At 64.2% G+C, this 15,293-nt stretch carries 17 protein-coding genes; 13 read left to right on the top strand and 4 right to left on the bottom strand.

Translation table 11 applies throughout. The annotated features are described in order from the left end of the window. The first annotated feature begins 51 nt into the window (after positions 1–51). From cobA to AC07NV_RS16275, 5 genes are read left to right on the top strand one after another with little or no spacing between them, the layout of a single operon-like run. Complete coding sequence (gene cobA, locus AC07NV_RS16295; RefSeq protein ID WP_495167431.1) at positions 52–840, top strand: uroporphyrinogen-III C-methyltransferase; 789 nt, start codon at positions 52–54, stop codon at positions 838–840. Then, positions 837–1,133, top strand: coding sequence for a DUF2849 domain-containing protein (locus AC07NV_RS16290; RefSeq protein WP_495167430.1), 297 nt, complete (start codon positions 837–839; stop codon positions 1,131–1,133). The genes cobA and AC07NV_RS16290 overlap by 4 nt, the downstream gene beginning before the upstream one ends. A 1-nt stretch (position 1,134) precedes the next feature. Then, positions 1,135–2,766, top strand: coding sequence for a nitrite/sulfite reductase (locus tag AC07NV_RS16285; RefSeq protein ID WP_495167429.1), 1,632 nt, complete (start codon positions 1,135–1,137; stop codon positions 2,764–2,766). Further along, complete coding sequence (locus AC07NV_RS16280) at positions 2,759–3,172, top strand: DUF934 domain-containing protein (RefSeq protein WP_495167428.1); 414 nt, start codon at positions 2,759–2,761, stop codon at positions 3,170–3,172. Before AC07NV_RS16285 ends, AC07NV_RS16280 begins: the two co-directional genes overlap by 8 nt. Beyond that, on the top strand, positions 3,165–3,956 hold the full coding sequence (locus AC07NV_RS16275; RefSeq protein ID WP_495167427.1) for a phosphoadenylyl-sulfate reductase: 792 nt from the start codon (positions 3,165–3,167) through the stop codon (positions 3,954–3,956). Before AC07NV_RS16280 ends, AC07NV_RS16275 begins: the two co-directional genes overlap by 8 nt. Positions 3,957–3,962: 6 nt before the next feature. Here the strand turns inward: AC07NV_RS16275 and AC07NV_RS16270 are convergent, their stop codons facing one another. Beyond that, positions 3,963–5,474, bottom strand: a complete 1,512-nt coding sequence (locus AC07NV_RS16270; RefSeq protein WP_495167426.1) for a replicative DNA helicase — start codon at positions 5,472–5,474, stop codon at positions 3,963–3,965. Between the two features lie 127 nt (positions 5,475–5,601). On the opposite strand from AC07NV_RS16270, the gene AC07NV_RS16265 reads away from it, so the two are divergent. The 8 genes from AC07NV_RS16265 (at position 5,602) to AC07NV_RS16230 (ending at position 12,339) form a co-directional block, all read left to right on the top strand. Continuing rightward, a complete protein-coding gene (locus AC07NV_RS16265; RefSeq protein ID WP_495167425.1) occupies positions 5,602–6,099 on the top strand; it encodes a UPF0262 family protein in 498 nt (165 codons plus the stop codon). Between the two features lie 2 nt (positions 6,100–6,101). After that, a complete protein-coding gene (locus AC07NV_RS16260; protein ID WP_495167424.1) occupies positions 6,102–6,857 on the top strand; it encodes a glycoside hydrolase family 25 protein in 756 nt (251 codons plus the stop codon). After that, on the top strand, positions 6,854–7,306 hold the full coding sequence (locus AC07NV_RS16255) for a cytidine deaminase (protein ID WP_495167423.1): 453 nt from the start codon (positions 6,854–6,856) through the stop codon (positions 7,304–7,306). The genes AC07NV_RS16260 and AC07NV_RS16255 overlap by 4 nt, the downstream gene beginning before the upstream one ends. Positions 7,307–7,345: 39 nt before the next feature. Continuing rightward, positions 7,346–7,900 (top strand): dCTP deaminase, encoded by a 555-nt coding sequence (gene dcd / locus AC07NV_RS16250; protein ID WP_495167422.1) that lies wholly within the window; start codon positions 7,346–7,348, stop codon positions 7,898–7,900. A gap of 81 nt (positions 7,901–7,981) precedes the next feature. Further along, complete coding sequence (locus AC07NV_RS16245; protein ID WP_495167421.1) at positions 7,982–9,703, top strand: cellulase family glycosylhydrolase; 1,722 nt, start codon at positions 7,982–7,984, stop codon at positions 9,701–9,703. Between the two features lie 71 nt (positions 9,704–9,774). Beyond that, positions 9,775–10,287 carry a DoxX family protein gene (locus AC07NV_RS16240; RefSeq protein ID WP_495167420.1) on the top strand — a complete coding sequence of 171 codons (513 nt, stop codon included), beginning with the start codon at positions 9,775–9,777 and terminating at the stop codon, positions 10,285–10,287. 71 nt (positions 10,288–10,358) lie between these two features. Then, on the top strand, positions 10,359–11,531 hold the full coding sequence (locus AC07NV_RS16235; protein ID WP_495167419.1) for a saccharopine dehydrogenase family protein: 1,173 nt from the start codon (positions 10,359–10,361) through the stop codon (positions 11,529–11,531). Between the two features lie 7 nt (positions 11,532–11,538). After that, the gene (locus tag AC07NV_RS16230) at positions 11,539–12,339 is read left to right on the top strand and encodes an acyl-CoA thioesterase (protein ID WP_495167418.1); all 801 of its coding nucleotides are present in this window, start codon (positions 11,539–11,541) and stop codon (positions 12,337–12,339) included. Here AC07NV_RS16230 and AC07NV_RS16225 read toward each other — a convergent pair. From AC07NV_RS16225 to AC07NV_RS16215, 3 genes are all read right to left on the bottom strand, one after another. After that, positions 12,330–13,679 carry a sensor histidine kinase gene (locus AC07NV_RS16225; protein ID WP_495167417.1) on the bottom strand — a complete coding sequence of 450 codons (1,350 nt, stop codon included), beginning with the start codon at positions 13,677–13,679 and terminating at the stop codon, positions 12,330–12,332. The two genes, AC07NV_RS16230 and AC07NV_RS16225, sit on opposite strands and share 10 nt — an antisense overlap. Then, on the bottom strand, positions 13,676–14,410 hold the full coding sequence (locus AC07NV_RS16220) for a response regulator (protein ID WP_495167416.1): 735 nt from the start codon (positions 14,408–14,410) through the stop codon (positions 13,676–13,678). Before AC07NV_RS16220 ends, AC07NV_RS16225 begins: the two co-directional genes overlap by 4 nt. Before the next feature lie 138 nt (positions 14,411–14,548). Continuing rightward, positions 14,549–15,160: an EF-hand domain-containing protein gene (locus AC07NV_RS16215; RefSeq protein WP_495167415.1), complete on the bottom strand. Its 612-nt coding sequence runs from the start codon at positions 15,158–15,160 to the stop codon at positions 14,549–14,551. Between the last annotated feature and the right edge of the window lie 133 nt (positions 15,161–15,293).

Genomic DNA, 15,293 nt, shown 5'->3' with positions numbered 1-15,293 from the left:
GTCAAAAAAGCCTGCTTTGCCATCCGGGCAGTGCGCGACCATTTACGGTGCATGGAAAAGACTCTCCCTCCTGCGGGTAAGCTATGGCTCGTTGGCGCCGGCCCCGGCGATCCCGACCTGCTCACGCTGCGCGCCGCGCGGTTGCTCGAAAGCGCCGATCTTGTCGTTCACGACGGGTTGGTCGGTGAAGGCGTGCTCGCGCTGATCCCAGCGGATGTCGAGCGGATCAGCGTCGCCAAGCAGCGCAGCCGCCATACGATGAAGCAGAATCTCATCAACGAATTGCTCGTTCGCGAAACGCTTGCCGGCAAACAGGTGGTGCGCCTGAAGGGCGGCGACCCTTTCATTTTCGGCCGTGGCGGCGAAGAACTTGAGGCTGCGCGCGAAGCGGGTGTGGCGTGCGACGTTGTCCCCGGCATCACCGCTGCTGCGGGTTGCGCCGCGCAGGCCGGCCTTCCCCTAACCCACCGCGAAGACGCCAGCGCGGTCAGCTTCGTCGCGGGCCAGTGCAAGGATCTGACCGACCAGGACTGGTCGGGCCTCGCGGGCCACGGCCGTACCCTCGTCATCTACATGGGCCTCGCGACTGCAACCGCGATCGCCGACAAGCTGATCGCCGACGGCGTGGCGCCGGACTTGCCCGTCGCGGTGATCGAGCGCGGAACGACCGCCGACGCGCGTGTTCTGCGTAGCCTGCTCACCGATCTCGGCGACCTTGTCGTCCGCGAAAACGTCCAAAGCCCGTCGTTGATCATCGTCGGCAAGGTCGCGGCACGCGCCGACGCGCTTGACTGCCTCGGCGCGCCGGGCATCGCCGCACAAATAAGGGATTTCACATGAAGCTGCTGACAGGCAATGACCTGAAAACAGGATTTGTCACCTGGTGGACCGGTGCCGACTGGTCGCTGCATATCGAGGACGCCGCCGATGTCGGCGAAGCAGGCGAAGCCATTCTCGCCGTCGAAGAAGGCGCGCGCCGCGTCAATGCGCCCTATATCATCGCCGGCGAAGCAACCCCTGAGGGACCGCGCCCCGCGCATATCAAGGACCGCATCCGCGCGCTCGGCCCCACCGTGCGTCCCGACCTGACTTTGAAACCTGCCGATCCTGCGGCCGGCGACTGGGTGATCTGACATGTATAAATATGACGAATATGACCATGCGATGGTCGATGCCCGCGTCGCCGAGTTCAGCGATCAGGTGCGCCGCCGCCTTGCCGGCGAGATCACCGAGGATCAGTTCAAGCCGCTGCGGCTGATGAACGGCCTCTATCTCCAGCTTCACGCCTATATGCTGCGCGTCGCGGTGCCGTACGGCACGCTCGACGGGCGCCAGATGCGGATGCTCGCGCACATCGCGCGCAAATATGACCGCGATTACGGCCATTTTACCACGCGCCAGAACATCCAGTATAACTGGATCAAACTCGAGGACGCGCCCGCGATCCTCCAGGATCTGGCATCGGTCGAGATGCACGCAATCCAGACGAGCGGCAATTGCATCCGCAACATCAGCTCGGACCAGTGGGCCGGTGCCGCCGCCGACGAAATCACCGACCCGCGTCCGTGGGCCGAGTTGCTTCGCCAATGGTCGAGCTTCCACCCCGAATTCAGCTATTTGCCGCGCAAGTTCAAAATTGCGGTGATCGCGGCCGAGGAAGATCGCGCCGCGATGCGCCTTCACGATATCGGCATCCAGATCGTCGAGAAGGACGGTGTCCACGGTGCCGCCTTCTACGTCGGCGGCGGCATGGGCCGCACCCCGATGATCGCGCCGCTGATCAAGGATTTCGTGCCGCTCGACGACATGCTGAGCTACGCCGAGGCGTGCCTGCGCGTTTACAATCGCTACGGCCGCCGCGACAATATCTACAAGGCACGCATCAAGATCCTGATCCACGAACTCGGCGCCGACGAATATCGCCGCCAGGTCGAGGAAGAGTTCAAGCATGTGAAGTCGCTCGGCATCGACCCGCCGAAGGCCGAATTCGACCGCATCGCCGCGCAGTTCGCGCCGCCGCCGCTCGACGCCTCGGCACCCGACGCAATCGACCGCAGCGATCCCGACTTCGCGGTCTGGGTTGATCAGAATGTCGCGAAGCACAAGGTTTCGGGCCATGCGATCGTCAACATCAGCCTGAAGCCCGTCGGCGGCATCCCCGGCGACGCCAACTCGGCGCAGATCGACCTGATGGCCGACCTTGCAGAGAAATACAGCCATGACGAACTGCGCGTCACCCATGCGCAGAATATCGTGTTGCCGCACGTCCGCAAGGCCGATCTCTTTGCCGTGTGGCAGGCGCTCGACGAAGCGGGACTTGCGACGCCGAACCTCGACCTGATCAGCGACATCATCGCCTGCCCCGGCCTTGATTATTGCAGCCTCGCCAATGCGCGCTCGATCCCGGTCGCACAGAAGATTGCAAAGCGCTTCGCGGATCCGGTGCGCCAGCGCGATCTGGGCGAACTCAAGCTCAAGATTTCGGGCTGCATCAACGCCTGCGGGCACCATCATGCCGGCCACATCGGCATCCTCGGCGTCGACCGCAAAGGCACTGAAAATTACCAGCTGTCGCTCGGCGGATCGGGCGCAGAGGATGTCAGCCTCGGCACGATCACCGGCCCCGGGTTCGACGAGGACGGCGTGGTCGATGCGATCGAGCGCGTCACCGACAAATATCTTGCCGAGCGGACCGAGGGCGAGCGCTTCGTCGATACCTTCCGCCGCGTCGGCATGGCCCCGTTCAAGGAAGCGATCTATGGTTGAGCATATCCACTCGGACGGCGAAGAACCCGCGGTCACCCTCGACGCCTTCCTGTCGCAATCGAACGCGACCGCGGTCCGGCTCGAGCCCGATGAGGATGCGCGCGCGCTGATCCCCCATCTCGGCCGGCTTGCGCTGATCGAGGTCGCCTTCCCCAAGTTTCGCGACGGCCGCGGCTATTCGTCGGCGCGCATCCTGCGCGAGGCGGGCTACGCCGGGGAACTGCGCGCCCAAGGCGACGTCCTCGTCGACCAGATCGCCTATCTGAAGCGCTGCGGTTTCGATACATTCGCGCCCGAAAAGGAGCTGAATTCGGCCGATGTTGACGCCGCGCTGTCGCGCTGGCCCGAACATTATCAGGGCGCCGCCGACGGTGCGGTGCCAATCTGGAAGTTGAGGCATGGCTGACGTGAAGACCTCTCCGCACGACCGCACCCGTGACCGGATCGACGTGGCGCCACGTTTCACGCAGGCCGATGTCATCCGTCTGAACAACCTCTTCCGCGGTCAGGATGCTGTCGAAGTGGTCGCGAGCGTAATCGGTGCGGGCTTGCTGGGCGAGACCGCGATCGTCTCGAGCTTCGGTGCCGAGAGTGCGGTGCTGCTTCATCTAGTGGCACAGACCGCGCCCGACATGCCGGTGCTGTTCCTCGATACCGCCAAGCATTTCCCCGAAACGCTCGCCTATCGCGACACCCTCGCGGCGCGGCTGGGGCTGAATATTGTCAACCTGACCCCCGACGCCGACGATCTCGCCACCAAGGACGCGACCGAATTGCGCTGGTCCTACGACCCCGACGGCTGCTGCGAAATCCGCAAGGTCAAGCCGCTCGAAAAGGCGATGACCGATTTCGACACGTCGATCACGGGCCGCAAGGGGTTCCAGTCGTCGACACGGCAGGGGCTGGCGCGCTTCGAACTCGACGGCAGCAGCGGCCGGTTGAAATTCAACCCGCTCGCCAACTGGACGCGCGCCGAACTCGACGCCTATTTCGAAGCGCATGAGCTGCCACGCCACCCGCTCGAAGCCGAAGGCTATCCCTCGATCGGCTGCTCGCCGTGCACCTCGAAGGTCAAGCCGGGCGAAGACCCGCGCTCGGGCCGCTGGCGCGGCTGGGACAAGACCGAATGCGGCATCCACGAAGTGGTGACGCCGATCGACGACGATCCCGCGAACGATCCGGCGTTCTAGGCCGCCTCACTCATAATCCTCGAATGCCTGGCTGCCGTCCGCCAGATCGCTGAATTTCGTCGTCTTCGCCTCGAAGTGGAGGCGAACCTTGCCGATCGAGCCGTGTCGTGACTTTGCGATGATCACCTCGGCCAAGCCGAAGACCCGCTCCATCTCGGCCGCCCATTCTTCATGCTGCGCGTGGATTTTGACATCGTCGCCCTCCATCGGGCGTTTGGGCTCGCGTGAGCCGACATAATAATCCTCGCGAAACACGAACAGCACCATATCGGCGTCCTGCTCGATCGAGCCCGATTCGCGCAGATCGGACAGCATCGGCCGTTTGTCCTCGCGGCTTTCGACCGCACGGCTAAGCTGCGACAGCGCCATCACCGGTACATGAAGTTCTTTCGCCAAGGTTTTCAAGCCGCGCGAAATTTCCGAGATTTCCTGCACGCGATTGTCGCCGCTTTTCGAAGAGCCCTGCAGCAACTGGAGATAATCGACGATGATGAAGCCAATGCCGTGGCGCCGCTGCAGGCGCCGCGCGCGCGTGCGCAGGCCGGCGATTGTGAGCCCCGGCGTGTCATCGATGAACAAAGGCAGCGTCTGGAGCTGTTGCGCCGCACGGCTCAGCTGCTGGAACTGTTCCTTGCTGATCTTGCCCATGCGCAGCGCCTCGCCCGACACCCCCGATTGTTCGGCGAGCACGCGCGTCGCGAGCTGGTCGGCGGACATTTCGAGGCTGAAGAAGGCAACCTTCGCGCCCATATTCTTCTCGGGCGGAATGCCGTCATCCTCGTCACGACGCCAGCGTTCGGCGGCGTTATACGCTATATTGGTCGCAAGCGAGGTCTTGCCCATGCCCGGACGTCCGGCGAGGATCATGAGATCCGAATTGTGCATGCCGCCGATTTTGGCGTTCATGCTCGCGATCCCGGTCGTGATTCCCGATAGATGACCGCCCGAGTTGAGCGCGCGCTCGGCAGCCTGCAGCGCGGTCAGGCTGGCCTGACTGAAGCTCTTGACCGAACCCATTTCGGCTTCGCCCCCGGCAACGCGGTACAGAGCGGTTTCGGCTTCCTCGATCTGCGATTGGGGATCGACGCTTTCGCTGGTGTCGAGTGCGTTGTCGACCAGAACGCGGCCGACACCGACGAGCTCGCGCAGCAGCGCAAGGTCGAAAATCTGTCGCGCGAAATCGCGCGCGCCGATCAGGCCCGCGCCGCTGCCGGTCAATTGTGCCAGATAACCGACCCCGCCGACCGCCTTTATCGCCTCGTCGGCTTCGAAAAAGGGCTTCAGCGTCACCGGCGTCGCGATACTGTTGCGCTCGATCAGCGCCATCGTCTGCTGGAAAATGCGGCCATGCAGCGGTTCGAAGAAATGATCGGGGGTCAGCGCGACCGGCAGGTCCTCGACGACTCGGTTGTCGATCAGAATCGCGCCGAGAAACGCGGCCTCGGCTTCGATATTGCGCGGCATTCGGCGCTCGTCGCTGTTGGCGACTGCGGTCGGGATAAGAGCTAGTTCGGGCATCTTTGTCTTCATGGGCCGGTGCCCAAGGCGGTGCAACCGGCGATGTCGCCCAGCATATCATAACTGTGGAATGCTGTGAATAAGTCGGCTTGCCCTTCGCCGCGCGCCAAGTAGAAGCACGGACAGCATGAGCGAAGCAGACCCCTCGAAACAACGGATCATTTCGGTCGAACTCGACGAGGGTTCGATCGTCTGGCGCAATCCCGACGTCGAGCAGGAACGCCGCGTGGCGATCTTCGACCTGATCGAGGACAACAAGTTTGTGCCGCAGCGCGGCCATGCCGACGGCTATGCCGGCCCCTATCGCTTGATGCTGCGTGTCGAGGAAGGCCGCCTGATCTTTGAAATCAGCCGCGAAGATGGCTCGCCGCTCGAGGCGATCATCTTGGGGCTCGGGCGATTTCGCCGCCCGATCCGCGACTATTTCGCGATCTGCGACAGCTATTACCAGGCAATCAAGACGTCGACCGCGCAGCAGATCGAGACCGTCGACATGGCGCGCCGCGGCCTGCATAACGAGGCGGCCGAAATGCTGATGGATCGGCTCGACGGCAAGATTGCGGTCGACTTCGACACGGCGCGGCGGCTGTTCACGCTGATCTGTGTGCTTCACATCAAAGGTTAGGCATGGCGACGGGGGCGATCAGGGGCAAGCGACCGGCAAAGCCGGGCGGCGATTGGCGCGCCTCCATCGCGCGCGCGCTGCGCAAGATCGGCGCCGCCATCGTGCTGTCGCTGCTCGCCGCCGGCCTCGCCTTGTGGTGGGCGGCGCGCTGGACGCCCGACCGCACGCTCTATCCGACGCAAGGGGTGACGATCGACGCGGGCAATGGCGATGTCCATTGGGGCTCGATCAAGGCCGCCGGCGCCGATTTCGCCTATATCATGGGAACCGATGGCGCCACGAACATCGACCCGGTCTTTGTGCGAAACATGGCAGCGGCGCGCGAGGCCGGCGTCCAGGCGGGCGCGATCCACCGCTACAGCCTCTGCCAGCTCGCGACCGATCAGGCCGCCAATTTCATCCGCCATGTCCCGCGCCGTGCCGATGCGCTGCCAGCCGTCGTCTGGCTCGACTATGACGATCGGTGCCCCGACCGGCCGACGCGCGCGCTGCTTCTGTCCGAGCTTGCGACCTTTCTCGCACAGATCGAGGCGCATATGGGCAAGCGGAGCCTGATCGCGCCCGGCCCGGCATTCGAGAGCGATTACAGGGTGACACAGGGTATTGCGCGGACAACATGGCTGCGGCGCGATTTCTTCGAACCCGACTATGGTGCGCACCCTTGGGCGATGTGGCAGGCCAATAATTATGTTCGCCTGTCGGGTGCTGCCGGCACCGTCGGCTGGAACGTGCTGCGCCCGGAAGGAGATATGCAATGACCGAGGACCGTGATGCGCTGATCGACGCCGCGCGCGACGCCGCGAGCCGCGCCTACGCCCCCTATTCGGGCTTTCATGTCGGTGCCGCGCTATTGCTCAAAAATGGCGACGTCGTCACCGGCGCCAATGTCGAAAATGCCAGCTATGGCCTGACCCTCTGCGCCGAAACCGTGGCGGTCGCAAAAATCGTCAACGAAGGCTGGATCGGCGAGCTTGCCGAGGTCGCCATCGTCGGCGGCCGACCGCATGGCGATGGACTGCTGGGCGCCGATCCGGTCAACCCGTGCGGTCGCTGCCGCCAGATCCTCAACGAAGCAGCCGAGCGTTCGAAAACCGACATCCTTGTCCATTGCGCGTCGGGCGACGGCAAGGAAGTCAGGACCTACCGGCTCAGCCAATTGCTGCCCGCCGCCTTCGGGCCAAAGGATCTTGGCCTCATCCCCGACTGACCGCTTGCGCAATCGCGCGGCCCCCGACAAGACAGCGCCATGGCTATTCTTTCGGACAAATGGATTCGCGAAGCCGCCCGGACGCAGGGCATGATCGAGCCTTTCGTGGAGGCGCAGCGCCGCGACGGCTGTATCAGCTACGGCCTCTCTTCCTATGGCTATGATGCGCGCGTCGCGCCCGAGTTCAAGATTTTCACCAATATTGATTCGACGATCGTCGATCCGAAGGATTTCGACCCGAAGAATTTCGTCGACCGCAACACCGACGTCTGCATCATCCCGCCGAACAGCTTTGCGCTCGCGCGCACGGTCGAATATTTCCGCATTCCGCGCGACGTGCTTGTCATCTGTCTCGGCAAATCGACCTATGCGCGCTGCGGCATCATCGTGAACGTCACCCCGCTCGAACCCGGCTGGGAAGGTCATGTGACGCTGGAGTTTTCGAACACCACCCCCCTGCCCGCCAAGATATACGCCAATGAAGGCGCGTGCCAGTTCCTGTTTCTGCAGGGCAACGAGCCGTGCGAGACGAGCTACGCCGACCGCGCGGGCAAATATATGGGTCAGAAGGGCGTCACGCTTCCCAAGCTTTGACACCGTAAATTACGCGAGCGGCTTGCTCTCGCGACTGAAATTAATAACGTTCCCACAAATCAAAACGGCGGGGACGAGACCATGAAATTCCGTTTCGTTGTAGGGGCTCTCGCAGCCATATTGTCTTCCACGACCGCCCATGCCGAAGGCTTTCTGAAAGTCGAAGGCACGCAGATCGTCGACGACAGCGGCAGGCCGGTCATCCTGCGCGGCATGGGGCTCGGCGGCTGGATGCTGCAGGAAGGCTATATGCTGAAGCTCGGCGAAGTCGGGCAACAGCACAAGATCCGCGCCAAGCTCGTCGAACTCGTCGGCGAGGAGCGCACCGCCACCTTCTATCGCACGTGGCTCGACAACCACACGACCGAGGCCGACATCGCCGCGATAGCGAAATGGGGTTTCAACTCGGTGCGCCTGCCGATCCATTTCGACCAGCTCACCCTGCCCGCCGATCAAGAGCCGCGTGCGGGGCATGACACATGGCATGAAGAGGGTTTCCAGCGCATCGACCGCCTGCTCGAATGGAGCAAGGCGAACCGCATCTACCTGATTCTCGACCTCCACGCCGCGCCGGGCGGTCAGGGCAACGACCTTGCCATCTCCGACCGTGACCCCGCCAAGCCGTCGCTGTGGGAAAGCGAGGAAAACCAGCGCAAGGCCGTCGCGCTGTGGACAAAACTCGTGCAGCGCTACGCGAACGAGCCGTGGATCGGCGGCTATGATTTGATCAACGAACCCAACTGGAGCTTTGCGACCCCCGGCAAGGGCAATGGCTGCGACGAAACCGAAAACAAGGCGGTGTGGAGCCTGCAACAGCGCTTCACGACCGCGATCCGCAAGGCCGACAAGCGGCATATCGTCATCGTCGAAGGCAATTGCTGGGGCAATAACTACAAGGGCCTGCCGCCCGCTTGGGACGCCAATATGGTGCTGAGCTTTCACAAATATTGGAACCGCAACGACGACGCGAGCATCGCGGAGATAAAGGCGCTGAGGACCCGCTATAATCGCCCCGTCTGGCTCGGCGAGTCGGGTGAGAACAGCAACGGCTGGTACCGCGACGCGATCGCCCTGGTCGAAGGCGACGGGATCGGCTGGAACTTCTGGCCGCTCAAGAAGATCGGCTTCAACCAGCCGCTCGAGATCGTCGCCGGCGACGGCTGGATGCGGATCGTCGCGTGGATGACCGGCAAGGGTCCAAAGCCCCGCGCCGACGACGCCTTTACCGCAATGATGCAGCTCGCCGAAAACACCCGCTTCGACCGCAACATTCCCAAACCCGACGTGATCGACGCCATGATGCGCCAACCCCGCGACGCGACCACCCGCCCCTTCACGCCGCGCGTGCTGGACAAGGCGCCGATGACGATCCGCGCCGCCGATTATGACCTGGGTCCTCCCGGGGCAGCCTATCGCGACACGGTCGACGCCAATTATCATGTCGCGACGGGGGGCGAGCGGACGCCGTGGAACGATGGCACGACCTGGCGCAACGATGGCGTCGACATCGCACGCGGTGTCGACGGCACCCCCTATGTCAGCGACTTCGTCACCGGCGAGTGGATGCGGTACAGCGCCGACGTCGCGAAACCCGGCCGCTGGGCCGTGACCGCCCGCATGCGCTCGGCAAAGGGCGGGCGCATCGGTATCGATGAGCGCGGTGTCACGATCCCCGCCGGCAAAGCCTGGAAAATCATCAAGCTTGCCGATGTCGATCTGCCCGCCGGGCCCGGCACCGCCACCCTGCGCGCGATCGATTGCAGCGATTGCGAGATCGCCGAGCTGGTCTTCGCACCGCGCTAGGGCGGAACCCCATCCCCTCCCCGCGCGTCCTGTCTGCACAAGCGGACGGGGCCTGTTTGGAGGATCGATCCATGTCCATGCTTGCCGTTTTCATCGGACGCCTGTTCATCGCCGTGATTTTCATCGTGTCGGGGATCAACAAGCTGATCCATGTGTCCGACACCAGCGCGATGATTTCCGCCGCCAGCCTGCCCGGCGGTCTCGCCATCCCCACCGGCCTTTTCGAACTGATCGCGGGGATCTGCATCGCGCTCGGGATCGCGGTGCGCACAGTATCGATCTTGCTCGCGGGCTTTGTGCTCGCGACGATCCTCTTCTTCCACCGCGACCTCACCGATCCGATGCAGGCAATGGCGGCGATGAAAAATCTGGCGATTGCGGGCGGCCTGCTATGCCTGTTCGGCTATGGCCATACCCGCTGGAGTTATGACGCGCTGCGCCAGCGCCGCCGGGCGGAAGTTGCCGAAAGTGCCGCGCAGCGTCATGCGCTCGAAGCTGAAATGCGCGCTGCACGGGCAGAAGGTCGCGCCGAAGCGGCTGGCGCGCCGGTGGTTGTCGAAAAGCGCCCGTTCTGGCGTCGCTGAACCTTCGGGCTTGGAAAGTTTCACCGCCTGCGCTAGCCTCCACTTAACGTTTACGTAAAGGGAGGATAGCCATGGCGGGGACCCGCGAGTTCGATATCATCGTCTATGGCGCGACCGGTTTCACCGGGCGCCTCGTCGCCGAATATCTCGTCCAGCATTATGCCGGCCGCAAAGATGCGCCGAACTGGGCGATGGCGGGGCGCAGTGCCGACAAGCTTGCCGAAGTCCGCGACCTGATCGGCGCGCCGAAGGACACCGCGCTGATCGTCGCCGACGCGAGCGACCCGGCCAGCCTCGACAGCATGGCGGCGCGGACCGAGGTCGTGCTGACCACCGTCGGCCCGTACCAGCTTTACGGCGCGCCGCTTGTTGCCGCCTGCGTCAAGGCGGGCACCGCCTATGCCGACCTTTGCGGCGAGCCCGGCTGGATGCGCGAGATGATCGACGAGTATCAGGATGCCGCCAGGGCATCGGGCGCGCGGATCACCTTTTCGTGCGGCTTCGACAGCATCCCCTTCGACCTCGGCGTCCATTTCCTGCAAGCCGAAGCGGTGAAGCGTCACGGCAAGCCCGCGCCGCGCGTCAAGGGCCGCGTCCGCAAGATGGCAGGCGGCGCATCGGGCGGCACCGTCGCCAGCCTGACCGAAACGATGAAGGCGATCGCGCGCAAACCCTCGCTCGCGCTGCTGCTCAAATCCTCCTTCGCGCTCACTCCGGGTTTCGAAGGCCCGTCGCAGCCGACCGGCCTCATCCCCGAATATGACAGCGCGACAGGCACGTGGACCGCGCCCTTTGTGATGGCGGCGATCAACACCAAGAATGTCCACCGCACCAACTTCCTGCTCGGCCACGCATGGGGCGAGGATCTGGTCTATGACGAGATGATGATGACGACGATCGGCGACGCGGGCAAAGCGATGGCCGAGGCGATCGCCAAGGCGAACCCGTTCGGCGAATCCAAACTGAAGCCGGGCGAAGGACCGAGCAAGGAAGAACGCGAAAACGGCTTTTACGACGTGCTGTTTGTCGGCGAATATCCCGACGGAACGACTGTTCGCGCGAGCGTTCAGGGCGACCGCGACCCCGGCTATGGTTCGACGTCAAAAATGCTCGCCGAAACGGGCATCGCGCTGCTGGCGAACAAGGGTGACGGCGGCGTCTGGACCCCGGGCGCGTTGCTCGGCGATGCGCTGATCGACCGGCTGACCGCCAACGCGGGCCTGACCTTCCAGATCGAGGAATAACGACCAGATGACGACCTCTCCCAGCGCGCTCGACGCGCTGCTCGCGACGCTGCGCACCGAGGACGGCGTGGCCAAGGCGCATATCGACGCAGGATGGATGCAGGGCCGCACCGCTTATGGCGGGATCAGCTCGGCGGTCGCGCTCGCGGGCACGATGGCGCTCCACCCGACCGAAACGCCGCTACGCTATGCGCAGATCAGCTTCGTCGGTCCGGTGGGCGGCGATTGCACGGTCAATACACGCGTGCTGCGCCAATCGAAATCGAGCCTGTTCATCGACGCGGGGGTATCGAGCGATCAGGGTTTCGGCACCGCCGCAGTCTTTGCCTTTTCCGGGGATCGGACCAGCCACCTGGACCATAATCGCATCTCCATGCCCGATACGCCTGATCCCGAGACGCTGGCACCCGTTCCCGATCATCACGCACGTCCCCCCTTTACGCGCCATTTCGACATGCGCCCGACCACCGGCCCGCGCTTCGGCTGGAAAAGCGATGTGGGCGAATATCTGACCTGGGTCCGCTTCGTCGAGGAACCGGTGTGTCACCCGGCCGTCGCCCTGCTCGCTATGGGCGACGCGCTGCCCCCTGCGGCGATGGCGCTGTTCAGCGAATTCGGGCCGATCAGCTCGATGAATTGGACGGTCAACATGCTCACCGGCAGGCCGACGACCGACGACGGCTGGTGGCTGCTGTCGGCGAAGACCAGCTATGCGCGCCACGGGCTGTCGGTGCAGGACATGATGCTGTGGAACCGCGCCGGCGAGCCGGTGCTTAGCGGCAGTCAGGCGATCGCGATTTACGCCTGAAGCGGCAGCGCAATCACCGCATCGAGGCCGCGGCCGGTGCGGTTGGACAGCGCCAGCGACCCACCCTCGCCCTCGGCGATATCGCGCGCAATCGACAGGCCCAGTCCAGCGCCACCGGTCGCGCGGTTACGCGATTGTTCGCCGCGCGCGAAGGGCTCGATCAGCGTCCGGATCTGTTCGTCGGACAGGCCCGGGCCGTCGTCCGATACGACAATCCGCGTTACGGCTCCATCGATCACGACCGACAACCGCGCCCGCACGCCATAAGCCAGTGCATTATCAACCAGGTTGCGCAATGCGCGCTTGAGCAGCATCGGCCGCGCCAGCACGATTGCTTCGGCAATATCGCCGACCCCGACATCCTTGCCGCGCTCCTGATAATCGGCCGCGAGTTCGCCAACCAGTTCGCGAAGCGGGATGCGCTCCTGCGCCTCGGTCCCGGCTCCCGACCGCGCGAGCGACAATATGTCGGTCAGCATCGCGGTCATTTCCTCGATGCTCGCAATCATCTTGTCGCGAAGCTTATCGTCCTCGACCTGCTCGACCCGCACGCGCAGACTGGCGAGAGGCGTGCGCAGATCGTGCCCGACCGCGCCAAGCATCCGGTCCTTGTCCGAGAGCATCGTCGAAATGCGGCTACGATAGGCATTAAAGGCACCGATCAGCTCGCGGACGTCGGACGGCCCCTCTTCCTCAAGCGGTTCGACATCGCGCAGCGCCGGATTGGCCCGCGCCGCGCGGGTCAGGTCGCGCAGCGGCCGCGCAGCACGATACGCGATCAACATGATCGGGACGAGGAGGAGCAGATAAAGCGACAGCGTCTGCCAGACGAGAAAGCCCTTCAGCCGGTTGCCGCCTGCGGCGATGCGCGTCCGCACCGAAAAATAGCGACCCTCGACCTTGGCGACGACGATGACGGGGCGATCCGGGAAGGCCGGGCGCCGCAACCGCGGTCGTAGCGGCAATGCCCAGGCATCGACCGTATCGACCCGAATATTGGTCTCGCCGAGCAAACCGCCCACATACGCCGCCATATCGGGCAGCCGAACGGCGCCGGTGGGCATTGCGGGCTGTTGATCGGAGATCGACAGCTTCTCGGCGCGCTCGCGCTCCTCGTGCCTCTCGCGTTCATTCCGCGGCGGGCGAAAGTCACCGCGCCGGTCGCGGTCGATCGCATCGATGATCCGCGCGACGGCCATGCCGCCGCCATGCGCAAGTGTCTGCTGCTTTTGCCCGCGCGCCAGCAGAACGAAATTGATCGCCTGCGCAACGAACAACATCACCGCGACGGCGAAGACGAGTTGCCCGATCAGGCTTTTCGGCCACAGGCGCAGTTTCACGCGGCGGGCCCCATACGCCGGACCTCGCAGGCGAGCGTATAGCCACCGCCCCACACCGTCTTGACGAGCTGCGGATGCGCGGCGTCGACCTCGATCTTCTTGCGCAGCCGGCTGACCAGATTGTCGATAGCGCGGTCGAAAATATCGGCCTCGCGCCCACGCACCATGTCGAGCAGCCGGTCGCGGCTCATCACCTGCCGCGGATGACGCACCAGCGCGTGGAGCAGATGATATTCGCCCGACGACAGCGCAACCTCATTGCCCTCGCCATCGACGAGCACGCGTTCGACTTCGCGCAGCACCCAGTCGCCAAAGGCGTAAGCGGTTCCGCCCGGGTCGAGCGCGCGGCCGCCCTGTTGTGTGCGGCGCAGCACGGTGCGGATACGCGCCACCAGCTCGCGCGGATTGAAGGGTTTGACGACATAATCGTCGGCACCGATTTCGAGCCCGATGATCCGTTCGGTATCCTCGGCGCGGGCGGTCAGCAGGATGACGGGAATGTTGCTTGTCTCGCGCAAATGGCGAGTCAGCGACAGGCCGTCCTCGCCGGGCATCATGATATCGCTGACGACCAGATCGACGCCCTGCGCGCGCAGCACCGAACGGGCCTCGGCCGCGCTGGCGACATCGGTCACCGCAAATCCCTGCGCGGTCAGATATTCGCCCAGCGGTTCGCGGATCGACGGTTCGTCGTCGATCAGCAGGATGCGGGGCGTGTCGCTATCGGTCATGAAGCTTCCGTCAAAAATATGCTGGTTCGCCCACCGGCCGCGAGGCCGATGGGCGATAGCTGACAGGGACCGGCGGCAAAGGCAATGCCGGGAGGGGGGAAGGCCTTGCGCTTTACCGCCGGGCCCCTGCCAAATGGCTTACTGGCTGGCGGGGGCAGCCGGCGCCGCGCCGCGCTTGGCGCGCCATGCAGCGCGCTGCGCCTGACGCTCCTCGGCGGTCACCTGACCATCCTTGTTCGCGTCTGCCGCGTCGAAGCGGGCAAGCGCCGCGGTCTGGAATTCGGACTGGCTGATCGCCTTGTCGCCATTGACGTCGGCTTTCATCCAGCCGCCGCGCATGCCGTGTCCGCCGCGCTTGCCACGATGGCCGCGCATGCCATCGCGCTTGCCTTCGCCGGTCTCACCCGCAGCAACGCGCTTTTCCTTACGCTCGGTTCGCTTGGCGGCGCGATCGGCACCATGCTGGTCCCATTCGGCCTTGCTGATGCTGCCATCCGAATTCGCGTCGAACGCGGCAAAGCGCTTCGCCTGCATTTCGGCATGACGCGCCGCACGATCGGTCGCGTCGATCTTGCCATCCTTGTTGGCATCCATCTTCGCGAACATCTGCGTGGCGTTGGCCTGCGCCTCGGTGCGGGTCAGCACACCGTTACCGTCGGCGTCGCCCTTGGCGGGACCACCGGGAGCGGCGAGTACGGGCACGGCGAAAAGCGCAGCGCCCAGCGTCAAAAGAGTGATTTTCTTGTTCACGTAACGAACTCCTTCATGGGACCTTCGCGAGGGAAAGGTCTGGTCCCGATGACGGCGTTCTAGATGCCATTTGTCCCAGCACAGTGCCGGATCAACGGAAAATTGTCGCAAAATGTCGCAGAAACGATGTGCC

This window comes from Sphingopyxis sp. GW821-FHT10B01, assembly GCF_059415685.1.
This window is presented reverse-complemented; position numbering and strand designations above follow the sequence as displayed.